Source organism: Streptomyces sp. NPDC038280 (assembly GCF_055600045.1).
In genome coordinates, this window is sequence record NZ_JBVJYZ010000018.1 from 63,957 (window position 1) to 77,957 (window position 14,001).

The window sequence follows — 14,001 nt, forward strand, 5'->3', positions numbered from 1 at the left end:
GGGAGAGCGGTCATGGCTGGAACCGATATCACCAGGCGCACTCTGCTCGTCGGCGCGACTGCCGTGGGCATCGCGGCGACCACGGGAGCGGCCCCCGCCGCCGGCCCCGCGGCGCAGCACCCCGCTGTCACACCGCTGTGGCGCGAGTTCCTCCAAGGCCCGTACGCCCACCCCCAGATCCCCTACGTCGGTCACGCCGGCGCCCACCCGCGCCCCCGCCGCCCGCTCCTCGTCGACGCCCGCGACCACGGGGCCGACCCGCGCGGCGCCACCGACTCCGCCCCCGCCATCAACCGCGCCCTCACGGCCGCCGGCGAACGCGGCGGGGGCACCGTCCTGGTCCCACCCGGCACGTACCGCGTCGACGGCCTCATCCACATCGGCCACAGCAACGTCGTTCTGCGGGGCGCCGGTTCCTCCCGCACCACCCTCCTCGCGACGAGGAGCCTCACCGAACTCATCGGCCCCTACGGCTCCCGCTACGGCGGCGACAAGTCCTCCTGGTCCTGGGCCGGTGGGCTCATCTGGCTCAGTCCCGCCGCCCGCCACGCCTCGCTCACCGCCGCGATCCGCTCCCGGAACTGGCCCTTCGAGGGCTGGACCGGCAACACCCGCGACGAGTGGCGCACCCTCACCGCCCTTCGCCCCGCCCGGCGCGGCGACTGGTCGGTCACGGTCGACGACCCGTCAGAACTGCGGCCCGGCCGGCTGGTCCTGCTGCGCCTCGCCGACGACACCTCGCACACCCTCCTGCGGCACATGGCGGGTGACGGGCCGGGCCCGGCGGCGTACACCTGGGACGACAAGACCAAGCTGACGTCGTACGTCCCCTACGAGTGGCCGGTGCGCGTCACCTCCGTCCACGGTCGCAGGGTCTGCCTCGAACGCCCCCTGCCGCTGGACGTCCGCCCCGAGTGGGACCCGAGGTTCACCACCCTCGCCACCGCGCTCACCGGCTCCGGCGTCGAGGGGCTCACCCTCGAAGCCGTCGAGACCCCGCAGGCCCCGCACCTCCTCGACACGGGCTACAACGGCGTCACCTTCCAGTGCGCGTACGACTGCTGGGCCGACGACGTCACGGTCCGCCATGTCGACAACGGGTTCGGCCTGGTCGCCGCCTCCGCCTGCACCCTGAGCCGGACCCGGGTGGAGGGCCGGGGCTCCCACCATCCGTACTTCTGCCGCGAGGGCTCCCACGACAACCTGATCGAGGACTTCACGCTCGCCGCGCGCACGACGCCCGCTCCTCCCGGCACCCAGCTCCACGGCATCAACGTGGAGGGGCTCTCCAGCCACAACGTGTGGTCGCGCGGGCTGATGGAGATGGGGACGTTCGACACCCACCGGGGCATGCCGTTCGCCAACGTCCGTACCGAGATCACGGTGAACAACACCGGCCGCCACGGCGGCGACGCCTCCGCCGGACCGCTCTACGGCGCCCGCTTCGCCCACTGGAACGTCACCGTCACCAATGAACGCGCGGGACTCGTCAAGATCGACGGAATCGCGCCCTGCAGCGCGACCGTCGGCGTCAGCGAGGTCCGGGAGTTCGACCAGGTCGACGTCCCGGACTTCGCGGGCGCACTGAACGCACGCCTGGAGGCGTACGGCGCGCCCGGCGCCGTACACCCCCGGAACCTCTACGAGGCCCAGCGCGACCTCAGGCGGTGACCCTCTCGCCGTGGGTCTCGGGGGCGGGGACGGGAGCGGCCGCCACCGCCGGGGCATCTTCCTCCGCCGCCGTCACCGTGCCCGCCCCGGGCTCGGACTCCGCGAGCACCCGCCGCAGCCGCGTCGCGTACCCGACGGCCGCCAGGCACCCGGTGATCCCGCACCCGATCCACAGCACGTCCGGTCCCGGCCCGTCCACGATCCAGCCCGCCAGGATCGGCGCCAGGAAGGCGGCGAGCGACCAGGAGATGCCCATGACGCCCTGGTACTGCCCGCGCGCGTGCTCCGGTGCCAGCCGCGCGGTGGCGGCGGCGTTGGTCGGCACGTGCACCATCTCGCCGAGCGTCCACACCACCACGGTCACCGCGAACAGCGGGGGCGACCCGGCCAGCGCGGTCGCCCCGGTCCCGGCGGCGAACAGCAGCGAGGAGACGGTGAGCAGCGCGGCCGGCGAGCGCCGGTCGGTGATCTTGTTGACGAGCAGCTGGAAGCCGACGATGACGACACCGTTGACCGCGATGACCATGCCGTACGCACTCGGCTCCAGGCCCGCGCCGGCCATCGTCAGCGGCAGCCCGACCCAGGGCGCGGTGAAGATGAGACAGACGAGCAGGTTGAGCAGCACCAGCGTCCGGAAGGGCCCGTCGCGCAGGACCTCGAGCACGTTCACCCGCGGCTCGGCGGGCGCTTGCTCGCCCTTGACGGCCCCTGGGGCGTCCGGCCGGGTCTCCGGCAGCCGCAGGAAGACGATCAGCGCACAGAGCACGGTTGCCGTGGCGTCGACCAGGAACAGCGTCCGGTAGCCGAAGACGATCGCCGCGCCGCCGCCGAGCGCGGCGATGGCGAAGCCGAGGTTGAGCGCCCAGTAGTTCAGGGCGTACGCGCGCCGGCGCTCCTGTTCCGGCACCAGGTCGGCGATGGTGGCATCGATCGGCGGGCGTACGGACGCCATGGCGACGCCCATGACGAGCACCACCACGGCGACGCCGACCGCGCTGGTCACCACGGCGAGCGCGGCCGCCCCGGCCGCCGTGCCCACATGCCCGGCGATCATCGTGGGCCGCCGCCCCCACCGGTCGGCGAGCATCCCGCCGAGCGGCGAACCGGCCACGCCGCCGAGCCCGTGCAGCGCGACGACCAGGCCCGCGTACCAGGCGGAGTAGCCGAGCTCCTGCGTCAGATACAGCGACAGGAAGGTGAGCACGAAGGCGCCGGTGCGGTTCACCAGCGTCGAGGTCCACAGCCACCAGAAGCCGTCAGGCAGGCCCGATACGGTCGCCTTCGTGGCACGTTTGAGCGTGGCCATGGACATTCGCGCATTCCCCCTGGGCCGTCGGCGGCACCGCCGCCTGTAAGTGGCTGATCCGGCACCAGGAACTTACAAGCGCGTGCTCTGGCCCGGCCACTCAATTGACGGGAGTCGTCAAGCGTCGCGCGGCCCGCGAGCCGGTCGGGACGTCCATTAGGCTCGTACGCATGGCCGACGCACCGTACAAGCTGATCCTCCTCCGCCACGGCGAGAGCGAATGGAACGCGAAGAACCTGTTCACCGGCTGGGTGGACGTCAACCTCACCGAGAAGGGCGAGAAGGAGGCAGTCCGCGGCGGTGAGCTGCTCAAGGACGCCGGTCTGCTCCCCGACGTACTGCACACCTCGCTCCAGAAGCGCGCCATCCGCACCGCGCAGCTCGCGCTGGAGTCCGCGGACCGCCACTGGATCCCCGTGCACCGCTCCTGGCGCCTGAACGAGCGCCACTACGGCGCGCTCCAGGGCAAGGACAAGGCGCAGACGCTCGCCGAGTTCGGCGAGGAGCAGTTCATGCTGTGGCGCCGCTCGTACGACACCCCCCCGCCGCCGCTCTCCGACGACAACGAGTTCTCGCAGGCCCACGACGCCCGCTACGCGACGATCCCGAGCGAGCTGCGTCCGCGCACCGAGTGCCTCAAGGACGTCGTCGACCGGATGCTGCCGTACTGGTACGACGGCATCGTCCCGGACCTGCTGGCGGGCCGCACGGTCCTGATCGCCGCCCACGGCAACAGCCTCCGCGCGCTGGTCAAGCACCTCGACGGCATCTCGGACGCCGACATCGCGGGCCTGAACATCCCGACGGGCATCCCGCTCGCCTACGAGCTGGACGCCGACTTCCAGCCGATCAAGCCGGGCGGCACCTACCTGGACCCGGACGCGGCGGCGGCGGCCATCGAGGCCGTCAAGAACCAGGGCAAGAAGTAAGCGGTACTGATCGGGCCCCCTGCCGCGGTTCCTCCGCCGGTAGGGGGCTTCGTCAGCTGCGGGTGCACGCGGGGCGTCAGGCCGGGGCCTTGACCGCCGCGCCCGCCTGGGCCGTCTCCCGCACCACGCGGCGGGGCCGGGTCGGCACGAGCAGCGGGTTGGCGACGCCCCAGGCCGCGCCCTTGCAGACCAGCTCCTTGTAGACGGCGGCGAACCGTCCCGTCAGGGCCGCCCGGACGGCGCGGTCGTCGGCGGTGACGTACTGGATCAGGCCTTCCCTGCGCCCCAGCGAGATGCACTGGTTGAAGTAGCGCACCGGCACGTTCGGCAGCTTCCCGCCGGTCAGGCGCGCCGCGATGGCGTCGGCGGCCTGCCACGCGACGGGGACGCCCGAGGCGCACGACATCCGCAGCGGCTTGTCGCCGGGCCCCCTCACCATGGCCGCGTCGCCGACCGCGTACACGTCCGGGTGCGAGACCGAGCGCATGGTCCGGTCGACCACGATCTGGCCGGTGTCGGTGACCTCCAGGGCGGTGGCCTTCGCGATCGGGTGGACGGCGAAACCGGTGGTCCACACGGTGACCGCGGCCGGGAGGGACGTTCCGTCGGCGGTGGTGACGCGGTCGGCCGCGACGCCGGTGACGGCGGTGTGCTCGCGCACGGTGATGCCGAGCTTGTCGACGACCTTCCGCAGGTGCCGGCTGCCCTTGGGCGAGAGCCAGTCGCCGAGCTCGCCGCGGGCGGCGAGGGTCACCTCGACCTCCGGGCGGGCCTCGGCGATCTCGGTCGCGGCCTCCAGACCGGTGAGGCCGCCGCCGACCACGACCACGGGCTCTCCGGCGGCCAGCCGGGCCAGGCGCTCGCGCAGCCGGAGCGCTCCGGGGCGACTGGCGATCTCGTGGGCGTGCTCGGCGGTGCCGGGGACGCCCTGGTCGTTCCAGCCGCTGCCGAGGGCGTAGACGAGGGTGTCGTACTCCAGCTCCTGGGCGCCGTTCGCGTCGACCACGGCGACCGTCCTGCGGTCGACGTCGACGCCGGTGACCTTCCCGAGCTTCAGTTCGACACCGGTGCCCGCGAACATCTCGCTGAAGGGCCGGGGCTTGAGGTCCTGGCCGACCGCAAGCTGGTGCATCCGGACGCGCTCGACGAAGTCGGGCTCGGCGTTGACGAGGGTGAGGGCGACGTCTTCGCGGTGCAGTCGCCTGGCGAGGCGCCCGGCGGCGATGGCTCCGGTGTATCCGGCTCCGAGGACGATGATGCGGTGCTGCATTTTCTTGCTCCTGTCTTGAGCGGATTCGCCACCTGAACCGGGCGGCCGACCGTTTCCTGACAGGAACGCGATGTGAAGCACCTCACATCAGGGTCAGAAGGCGTTTTTGAGCAGGGGTTCGCCGTGGTCGGCGGCCGCCCATTGCCGGGTCGCGCGTTCGAGCTTGTCGGGGTTGGCCTGGTTGCGGACAGCGGCAATGCCGTCGGCGGTGACCTCCAGGCACATGATGCCGATGACCCGTCCGTCGAGCACCGCCACGAGGGCGGGGTCGCCGTTGGCGGTCGTGGCGTAGACCTCGGGCGAACCGCCGACCAGGTTCCGCTTGGCCTTGCCGGGCTTGAACAGGCCCCGCATGAACGTCGCGACCGCGAGAGCGCCCTCGAACGCCTTGGTGCGGGCCGGGACCTTCCCGCCGCCGTCGCCGATCGAGATGGCGTCCTGGGTGAGCAGCCGTACGAGCGGTTCGGTCCGACCGCTGGTGGCGGCCGCGAGGAACTCGTCGACGATCCGCCGGGCGGCGGCCTCGTCGATCTCGGTGCGGGCCTTGCCGTCCGCGACGTGCTTCTTGGCGCGGTGGAAGATCTGCTGGCTGGCGGCCTCGGTGAGGTCGAGGATCTCGGCGATCTCCCGGTGCGGGTAGCCGAAGGCCTCCCGCAGCACGTACACCGCCCGCTCGTTGGGGGAGAGGCGCTCCAGGAGGGCGAGAACGGCGTACGAGACCGATTCGCGCTGCTCGGCGGTTTCGGCAGGGCCGAGCATCGGGTCGGTCCCGAGCAGCGGCTCGGGCAGCCACTGGCCCACATAGCTCTCGCGCCGCGCGCGGGCCGAAGTGAGCTGGTTGAGGCACAGGTTGGTGAGAACCTTCGTCAACCAGGCCTCGGGGACCACGATGTGGTCGACGTCGGACGCCTGCCAGCGCAGGAACGTCTCCTGCACGGCGTCCTCGGCCTCGCTCGCTGAGCCGAGGAGGCGGTAGGCGATGGCCTCCAGGCGGGGCCTGGCGGCCTCGAAACGGTCGACGTCGTTCATGGTCAGGGCCATGGCCCGGATCCTAGCTCTCGCGGTGCGGACCTTGCCGTGATCCGGGCGGTCTTCAGCCGGTGAACCCCAGGACCAGCGCGCCGACCACCGGCGCCGCGTACACCAGCGGGAAGGGGGCGTGGGCGTACCAGCGCGCCCGGATCACGGTGATGACGGCGCCCGCGTAGTAGAGGACCAGGCCGATGCCGGCGAGGACGCCGATGACCGGGACGGCCAGGCCCACCAGCAGGCCCACGGCTCCGGCGGCCTTGGCGAGGCCGAGCCAGGTCCACCAGGACCGCGGGACGCCGTAGTCGGCGAGGGGCTCGACGACCCACTTGGCGCGGAAGAAGACGGATCCGGCGGAGAAGCCCGTCATGACGGCGGCCAGGACGGTGACGACGACGTAGGTGGTGGACATCGGGAACGCTCCTCTTCGGGCGGAAGCCGGTGCGGAGTCGCTCCGGCGCGGTGCGGTGGGCTTTCACCGCATTGACCCGGCGCGGCGCGCGAATGTGACAGGACGGGGGAAGATTTTTATGGTGCGTGCATGACACCCCGCCTGGAGAAGGTCACCCCCGCCACCGTCGACGCCGCGACAGCCCTGCGCGTCCGGCCCGATCAGGAGCGCAACGTCGCACCGGTCGTCACGTCCCTCGCCGAGGCGTATGCGTACGGTGACACCGCCTGGCCCCGTCTGATCTTCGACGGGGACGCGCTCGTGGGCTTCCTGATGGCGTTCCTGGACATCCGCTGGAACCCGGAGGAGGACCCGGACGACCGCCGCAGCGGACTGTGGCGGCTGAACATCGCCGCCGACCAACAGGGCCGCGGATATGGGCGGTTCGCCGTGGAGGCGGTGTGCGAGGAGGTGCGCCGGCGCGGCGGGACGCGGGTCTACACGACCTGGGAGCCGGACGACGAGGGCCCGGGGGAGTTCTATCGGCGCCTCGGCTTCCGCCCGACCGGCGAGACCAGCGGCGGCCAGACCGTCGGCGTACGGGACCTGCCCACCGGGTGAGCCGTCAACGGCGAAGGGCCCCGCCCCGGGAGGGGGAGGGCCCTTCGTCGTCGTCCGTACGGAACGGCCTCAGCCTCCGCACTGGCACGGCGCGCCGGACTGGCAGCCACAACCGCAGCCCGAGCCGCAGCCGCAGGCGCCGAGAACGGGCAGGAGCACCACTTCAACAGGCGCTTCCTGCGGGGAGTCGGTCGTGGGGGAATCGGCCATGGGGTCCCTCCTCAAAGGCGTACATCGCCTCTCCCCATTGCATGCCCACAACTCCCGGCGCATCAACGGCGCATCGCGGCATCAGGCGCCTTCGACCGGAGCCTCCGACTGCTGGAGATCGTCCGCGTGCTCGCCCGTCACCAGGTAGACGACACGCTTCGCCACCGACACCGCGTGGTCCGCGAAGCGCTCGTAGTAACGACCCAGCAGCGTCACGTCGACGGCGGTCTCGATGCCGTGCTTCCAGCGGTCGTCCATCAGGTGCTGGAACAGCGTCCGGTGCAGCAGGTCCATCTCGTCGTCGTCCTGCTCCAGCTGGAGCGCCAGATCGACGTCCTTGGTGATGATGACCTCGCCGGCCTTCGCCATCAGGCGCTGCGCCAGCTGACCCATCTGAAGGATGGTCGCGTGCAGGTCCCGGGGCACGGCCGTGTTCGGGAACCGCAGCCGGGCCAGCTTGGCCACGTGCTGTGCCAGGTCGCCCGAGCGCTCCAGGTCCGCGCTCATGCGCAGCGACGTCACCACGATCCGCAGGTCCGTGGCGACCGGCTGCTGACGGGCGAGCAGAGCGATCGCCCGGGCCTCCAGATCGTGCTGCAGATCGTCGACCTTCTGGTCCGCCGCGATCACGCTCTCGGCGAGCTTCAGATCCGCGTCGAGCATGGCCGTCGTGGCGCGCCCGATCGCCGACCCGACCAGCCTGGCCATCTCGACCAGGCCCTCGCCGATCGAGTCAAGTTCCTCGTGGTACGCGTCCCGCATGGGTGTCCCTCTCTACACGGCAACCGGGGTCCGGGTGGGGCTCGGACCCCCACGTTCCCACGGTCAGCCCCCTACGCGTCCGGCTCTCCCACCACAAGTGAACCGGCACTTTCACCCGAGTGAACTCTGGGCGACGCGGGCCGGGGTCCGCCGCGGACCAAGTGAACCCGCACCATCCCCTCGGTGAACTCTGGGCGACGACTGTTCGAGCAGCCACCCGGACGGCTGGGAGAGTGTCTGTGACCACGCATAACCTGGATGCATGGACGTGAACGCGGCGGTTGCCGCATTGGCCGCTATCGCCGGGGTGTGCACCGGCGTGATCGCCATGCTGGCGTTCCGCTGGAGCGAGCGCGACCAGGCCAGGCCCACCCGCACCTCCCTGCACACCGACGCCGTGCTCCCGCCCGGCGTCGACACCGTCCTGTCCGTCCTGCGCTCCTCCGCGGTCGTTCTCGACGAGAGCGACTCGGTGGTGAAGGCGAGCTCCGCGGCGTACGCCCTCGGCCTGGTCCGCGGCGGAAAGCTGGCCGTGGAGCCCATGCTCCACATGGCCCGCGACACCCGCAGGGACGGCGAGATACGCCAGGTGGAACTGGACCTGCCCCGGCGGGGCACCGGCCGCGGCGAGGCTCTGGCCGTCTCCGCCCGGGTCGCCCCGCTCGGCTCCCGGCTCGTGCTGCTGCTCGTCGAGGACCTCACCGAGGCCCGCCGTATCGAAGCGGTGCGCCGCGACTTCGTGGCGAACGTCAGCCATGAACTCAAGACTCCGACGGGTGCGCTATCGCTCCTCTCGGAGGCCGTCATGGACGCCTCCGACGACCCCGAGGCGGTCACCCGCTTCGCCGGCCGGATGCAGATCGAGGCCACCCGGCTGACCAACCTCGTCCAGGAGCTGATCGACCTCTCCCGGGTGCAGAACGACGACCCGCTGGAGGACTCCGAGCCCGTCCGGGTCGACGAACTGGTCGCCGAGGCCATCGACCGCTCCCGGCACACCGCCTCCACCAAGCAGATCACCATGGCCTCGGGGGGCACCGCGGACCTGCTCCTGTGGGGCAACCGCGGCCAGCTCGCCGCCGCTCTCGGCAACCTCGTCGAGAACGCCGTCAACTACTCACCGGCCCGCACCCGCGTCGGCATCGCCGCGCGCCGCGTCACCGCCCCCGGCGGGGACATGATCGAGATAGCCGTCACCGACCAGGGCATCGGCATCTCCGAGAAGGACCGCGAGCGGGTCTTCGAACGCTTCTACCGCGTCGACCCCGCCCGCTCCCGCGCCACCGGCGGTACGGGCCTCGGCCTGGCCATCGTCAAGCACGTGGCCGCCTCGCACGGCGGTGAGGTGACCGTCTGGAGCACCGAGGGTCAGGGCTCCACCTTCACGCTGCGGCTGCCGGAGGCCGGAGCCGGCCGCGACCGCTCGTCCTCCGCCTCCCCTTCGTCGGCCTCGACCGCCGACCACGACACCGACCCTGTGACCACCACCGAACCGCTCCCCGCCCCGGAGGTCCTTCCGTGACCCGAGTGCTTGTCGTCGAGGATGAGGAATCCTTCAGCGACGCCCTGTCCTACATGCTCCGCAAGGAGGGTTTCGAAGTCGCTGTGGCGGCCACCGGGCCCGACGGTCTCGACGAGTTCGAGCGCAACGGTGCCGACCTGGTCCTCCTCGACCTGATGCTGCCGGGTCTGCCCGGTACGGAGGTCTGCCGCCAGCTGCGCGGCCGCTCCAACGTCCCGGTCATCATGGTGACCGCCAAGGACAGCGAGATCGACAAGGTCGTCGGCCTGGAGATAGGAGCCGACGACTACGTCACCAAGCCCTTCTCCTCGCGCGAGCTGGTCGCCCGCATCCGCGCCGTCCTGCGGCGCCGCGGAGAGCCGGAGGAGGTCACCCCGGCCGCCCTGGAGGCCGGTCCGGTCCGGATGGACGTGGACCGCCACGTCGTCACGGTCTCCGGCGGGAAGGTCGACCTTCCGCTGAAGGAGTTCGACCTGCTGGAGATGCTGCTGCGCAACGCGGGCCGCGTGCTGACCCGGATGCAGCTCATCGACCGGGTGTGGGGGGCGGACTACGTGGGCGACACGAAGACCCTCGACGTCCATGTGAAGCGTCTGCGGGCCAAGATCGAGCCGGACCCGGGCGCGCCGCGCTACCTGGTCACGGTCCGCGGCCTCGGCTACAAGTTCGAGCCGTAGGCCGGCCGGCGCGGGGCTCCGGGGGCTTCCGCGTACACACGGGACCCATGGCATACACGTGCGCCCCGCCGGATCCTTCCGGCGGGGCGCACGTGGCGTTTCACGGGGTCGGTGACGCGCGGCCTCAGTGACCGGCGGCCGAGTGCGACGCGGAGGCGTCGTCCGACGGGGCGGTCGCGCCGTCGGCCGGCTTGTCCGACTGCTCACCCTCGCCGTGCGCACCGTCGGCGGGCTCACCCGTCGCCGAGCCCGACGGCTTCTCGTCCGGCCCGCCGGCCGGCGGCGCCGGCACCTCGGCCGGGCCGTAGTTCTTGAAGTAGCCCGTCGCCGAGACGACCAGCGCCTGGATCTTCACGTCACCGGTCTTGCTCAGCTTGAAGACGACGTCCTGCACATCGCCGTCCTTCGTCGCCTCGCGGCCGTTCGCGATCACCGCGGTGGGGTTGCCCTTGCCGCCGAGGACGATCGAGCCGTTGGCCGGCACGGTGATGCCGGACGAGCCCTTGACGCCGGTGAGCTTCACGGCGCCGGAGCTTCCGGGCAGGGTGATCGATTCGAGCTTCTGCTCCTCGCGGCCGTTGTTGAAGATCGTCGCCGAGACGGCGGCGGGACCCTCGGCGCCCTTCGGCTGGGTGATCACCGCGACGTTCTGGATCTTGACGTCATCGACGGTGACGGCGGCGTTGTCCGGCCTTACTTCGAGGGTCTGGGCGTCGTTGCCCGCACCGCAGGCGGAGAGCGAGGCGATCGAGAGAACGATGGCGGTGGCGGCGAGGGCGCCGCGTCGAAGGCTGCGGCTCACGGCGGCGGCATCTCCTTGGACGTACGGACGGGCTTATGGACAGGCTGTGCATGGTTCAGCGCGCTCAGGTTACCGAGCCGTCCTGCCCCCGCCGCACCCGACCCGCCCCCAAGGCCCCGCCGCCGCCACGGACTCCGACCGCCGCCCGCCACGGAGCCGGACCGTCATCGCCTCGGTCGCGGACCGCCGCCGACCCGCCGCCGACCCGGAGTCGTACCGGGCCGACGGCGGGATCCCGCCGATTCGTCCGCCGTTCACATATCCGCCTTGATCAATTAAGTGGCCGCCGCGCATTACTTCCCGGCCGTTACCGAATAGCCGTGCGTGAGCGACCGGTGATCAATTCGTGGATTCGGCGCGGATGCGTCCGTACGGGTGACCGACATCCGAACGGAGTACGGGAAGATCACCTCTTGGAACCGGCAAAACGGGACATCACAGCTCTCCGGAGGGCTTCCAAGTGCGTGTAACGTCCGGGTTTCTCGCCCCCCGCGCAGCCGCTCCGACCTGCGAATACCCCCTTCCGCAAGCCCCGCGCAGCACGTGCCCGTCGCTGTTGTCAAGCCCCGAGATATGCCCTGACCTGCGAAAACGCCATTCAGAAGAAGCCGTATCCGTGTTACCCTGGATAGCCACGGAAGGGGTACCTGTCACATGACGTTCAAGGTTGGCGACACCGTGGTCTATCCCCATCACGGGGCCGCGCTGATCGAGGCTATCGAAACTCGCCAGATCAAAGGCGTGGACAAGACCTACTTGGTGCTCAAGGTCGCCCAGGGCGACTTGACGGTACGTGTGCCTGCGGACAATGCGGAGTTCGTCGGCGTGCGCGATGTGGTCGGACAGGACGGGCTGGACCGGGTCTTCGAGGTGCTGCGCGCGCCGTACGCCGAAGAGCCGACGAACTGGTCCCGTCGCTACAAGGCAAATCTCGAGAAGCTCGCCTCCGGCGATGTCATCAAGGTCGCCGAAGTGGTGCGCGACCTGTGGCGCCGCGAGCGTGAGCGCGGACTTTCCGCAGGTGAGAAGCGCATGCTTGCCAAGGCTCGGCAGATCCTGGTGAGCGAGCTGGCCCTCGCGGAGAACACGAACGAGGACAAGGCCGAGGCTCTGCTCGACGAGGTCCTCGCGTCCTGAGTGACCTGCTCCAAGGTCGCTGGTCGCTGTAGTCAATGCCGCGGTGCCCGCTGACATCCTGAGAAATCAGGCTTGTCGCCGGGCGCTGCGGCATGTCTGCACCACAGACGTCGGCGACCACAGACATACCGCGCCTCCCACCACAGGCGCACCACTGGCCATCACACCGAAACCACGGACCACCACACCCCAGCGCCTCACGCCCACCGCACCCCTGGTGTGCCGGGCCGGGCAGCTGACACAGCTGGTGCTCAACCGGTGTCACGGAAGGGTCCGGTCGAGCGCCCGGCACTCCCTCGATCCTTGGGACTCGATCCTTGAGAATCCTTGGGCCGGGGGGTGCCCCCAAGGCCATACCCATGTCGGCCGAGCAAACAAACCTGCCGGAGTGCAACCGATGTCAGACGAAACGCGGCCTGGCCGCACCGCCGCGGTGATCCCAGCGGCCGGCCGGGGCGTCCGCCTCGGCCCCGGCGCCCCCAAGGCGCTCCGCGCCCTGAACGGCACCCCCATGCTGATCCACGCCATCCGCGCGATGGCCGCCTCCCGCGCGGTCTCGCTCGTCGTCGTGGTCGCCCCGCCCGACGGCGCCCCCGAGGTCAAGAACCTCCTCGACGCCCACGCCCTGCCCGAGAGGACCGACTACCTCGTCGTCCCCGGCGGCGACACCCGCCAGGAGTCGGTCCGGCTCGGCCTCGAAGCGCTCCCCGAGGGCATCACCACCGTCCTCGTCCACGACGCGGCCCGCCCCCTCGTCCCCGTCGACACCGTCGACGCGGTGATCGAAGCGGTACGGGACGGCGCCGTCGCCGTGGTCCCCGCGCTGCCGCTCGCGGACACCGTCAAGCAGGTCGAGCCCCGTGAGAAGGGCGAGCCCGAGCCCGTCGTCGCGACGCCCGAGCGGTCCCTGCTGCGCGCGGTTCAGACCCCGCAGGGCTTCGACCACGACACCCTGGTCCGCGCCCACGCGACCGTCACCGACAACGTCACCGACGACGCGAGCATGGTCGAACAGCTCGGCCTCCGGGTCGTCGTCGTCCCCGGTCACGAGGAGGCCTTCAAGGTCACCCGGCCCCTCGACCTCGTACTCGCCGAGGCGGTTCTCGCCCGCAGGAGGGCCAACGATGGCTTCTAGCACGCTCCCCCTCGTCGGAATCGGCACCGACGTCCACGCCTTCGAGAAGGGCCGCGAACTGTGGTGCGCCGGCCTGCTCTGGGACGGAGCCGAGAACGACGGGTACGGCCTCGCCGGCCACTCCGACGGTGACGTCGCCGCCCACGCCGCCTGCGACGCCCTCTTCTCGGCCGCCGGCGTCGGCGATCTCGGGGCCCACTTCGGCACCAGCAGGCCCGAGTGGTCCGGCGCCTCCGGAGTGACCCTCCTCGCCGAGGCCGCCCGGATCGTCCGCGCCGAGGGCTTCGAGATCGGCAATGTCGCCGTCCAGGTCATCGGCGTGCGGCCCAAGGTCGGCAAGCGGCGCGACGAGGCCCAGAAGGCGCTCTCCGAAGCGGCCGGCGCTCCCGTCTCCGTCTCCGGCACGACGACGGACGGACTCGGCCTCACCGGCCGCGGCGAAGGCCTCGCCGCGATCGCCACGGCGCTGGTCTTCCGTACGGCCTGAGCCCTCCGCCGCCACCCACAGGCGAAAGCGTGCCGAAAAAGACGCCCCGCGA

Annotated in this window: 14 protein-coding genes; 8 read left to right on the top strand and 6 right to left on the bottom strand. The window is 71.2% G+C overall.

Annotated elements, in window-relative coordinates:
* The first annotated feature begins 12 nt into the window (after positions 1 to 12).
* A complete protein-coding gene (locus ACZ7J0_RS28315; protein WP_470892016.1) occupies positions 13 to 1,671 on the top strand; it encodes a glycosyl hydrolase family 28-related protein in 1,659 nt (552 codons plus the stop codon).
* Here the strand turns inward: ACZ7J0_RS28315 and ACZ7J0_RS28320 are convergent.
* Positions 1,661 to 2,977 (bottom strand): MDR family MFS transporter, encoded by a 1,317-nt coding sequence (locus ACZ7J0_RS28320; protein WP_470892018.1) that lies wholly within the window; start codon positions 2,975 to 2,977, stop codon positions 1,661 to 1,663. The genes ACZ7J0_RS28315 and ACZ7J0_RS28320 overlap by 11 nt on opposite strands.
* Before the next feature lie 170 nt (positions 2,978 to 3,147).
* Between ACZ7J0_RS28320 and ACZ7J0_RS28325 the strand changes: the two genes are divergently transcribed.
* Positions 3,148 to 3,906, top strand: coding sequence for a phosphoglyceromutase (locus ACZ7J0_RS28325; protein WP_470892019.1), 759 nt, complete (start codon positions 3,148 to 3,150; stop codon positions 3,904 to 3,906).
* A gap of 76 nt (positions 3,907 to 3,982) precedes the next feature.
* Here the strand turns inward: ACZ7J0_RS28325 and ACZ7J0_RS28330 are convergent, their stop codons facing one another.
* From ACZ7J0_RS28330 to ACZ7J0_RS28340, 3 genes are all read right to left on the bottom strand, one after another.
* Positions 3,983 to 5,176, bottom strand: coding sequence for an NAD(P)/FAD-dependent oxidoreductase (locus tag ACZ7J0_RS28330; protein WP_470892021.1), 1,194 nt, complete (start codon positions 5,174 to 5,176; stop codon positions 3,983 to 3,985).
* Between the two features lie 93 nt (positions 5,177 to 5,269).
* Positions 5,270 to 6,217 carry an RNA polymerase sigma factor SigJ gene (sigJ, locus tag ACZ7J0_RS28335; protein ID WP_470892023.1) on the bottom strand — a complete coding sequence of 316 codons (948 nt, stop codon included), beginning with the start codon at positions 6,215 to 6,217 and terminating at the stop codon, positions 5,270 to 5,272.
* A gap of 52 nt (positions 6,218 to 6,269) precedes the next feature.
* Positions 6,270 to 6,617 (bottom strand): DoxX family protein, encoded by a 348-nt coding sequence (locus tag ACZ7J0_RS28340; protein WP_470892025.1) that lies wholly within the window; start codon positions 6,615 to 6,617, stop codon positions 6,270 to 6,272.
* A gap of 129 nt (positions 6,618 to 6,746) precedes the next feature.
* Between ACZ7J0_RS28340 and ACZ7J0_RS28345 the strand changes: the two genes are divergently transcribed.
* Complete coding sequence (locus ACZ7J0_RS28345) at positions 6,747 to 7,217, top strand: GNAT family N-acetyltransferase (RefSeq protein ID WP_470892027.1); 471 nt, start codon at positions 6,747 to 6,749, stop codon at positions 7,215 to 7,217.
* 291 nt (positions 7,218 to 7,508) lie between these two features.
* On the opposite strand, the gene phoU is transcribed toward ACZ7J0_RS28345, so the two are convergent.
* The gene (gene phoU / locus ACZ7J0_RS28350; protein ID WP_470892029.1) at positions 7,509 to 8,189 is read right to left on the bottom strand and encodes a phosphate signaling complex protein PhoU; all 681 of its coding nucleotides are present in this window, start codon (positions 8,187 to 8,189) and stop codon (positions 7,509 to 7,511) included.
* A gap of 262 nt (positions 8,190 to 8,451) precedes the next feature.
* Here phoU and phoR point away from each other — a divergent pair, with 262 nt between their 5' ends.
* Both phoR and phoP read left to right on the top strand, forming a co-directional pair.
* Positions 8,452 to 9,711, top strand: a complete 1,260-nt coding sequence (gene phoR, locus ACZ7J0_RS28355; protein WP_470892031.1) for a two-component system sensor histidine kinase PhoR — start codon at positions 8,452 to 8,454, stop codon at positions 9,709 to 9,711.
* A gap of 5 nt (positions 9,712 to 9,716) precedes the next feature.
* Complete coding sequence (phoP, locus tag ACZ7J0_RS28360) at positions 9,717 to 10,388, top strand: response regulator transcription factor (protein ID WP_465270246.1); 672 nt, start codon at positions 9,717 to 9,719, stop codon at positions 10,386 to 10,388.
* A gap of 124 nt (positions 10,389 to 10,512) precedes the next feature.
* Here the strand turns inward: phoP and ACZ7J0_RS28365 are convergent, their stop codons facing one another.
* The gene (locus ACZ7J0_RS28365; protein ID WP_470892033.1) at positions 10,513 to 11,190 is read right to left on the bottom strand and encodes a copper chaperone PCu(A)C domain-containing protein; all 678 of its coding nucleotides are present in this window, start codon (positions 11,188 to 11,190) and stop codon (positions 10,513 to 10,515) included.
* 654 nt (positions 11,191 to 11,844) lie between these two features.
* Between ACZ7J0_RS28365 and ACZ7J0_RS28370 the strand changes: the two genes are divergently transcribed.
* The 3 genes from ACZ7J0_RS28370 to ispF all read left to right on the top strand — a co-directional run bounded on the left by ACZ7J0_RS28370 (position 11,845) and on the right by ispF (position 13,949).
* On the top strand, positions 11,845 to 12,327 hold the full coding sequence (locus ACZ7J0_RS28370; RefSeq protein WP_003953493.1) for a CarD family transcriptional regulator: 483 nt from the start codon (positions 11,845 to 11,847) through the stop codon (positions 12,325 to 12,327).
* 397 nt (positions 12,328 to 12,724) lie between these two features.
* Positions 12,725 to 13,462, top strand: coding sequence for a 2-C-methyl-D-erythritol 4-phosphate cytidylyltransferase (gene ispD, locus ACZ7J0_RS28375; protein WP_470892034.1), 738 nt, complete (start codon positions 12,725 to 12,727; stop codon positions 13,460 to 13,462).
* Entirely contained in the window at positions 13,452 to 13,949 is a 498-nt protein-coding gene (gene ispF / locus ACZ7J0_RS28380; RefSeq protein WP_469123186.1) for a 2-C-methyl-D-erythritol 2,4-cyclodiphosphate synthase, read from the top strand. Before ispD ends, ispF begins: the two co-directional genes overlap by 11 nt.
* Positions 13,950 to 14,001: the final 52 nt, after the last annotated feature.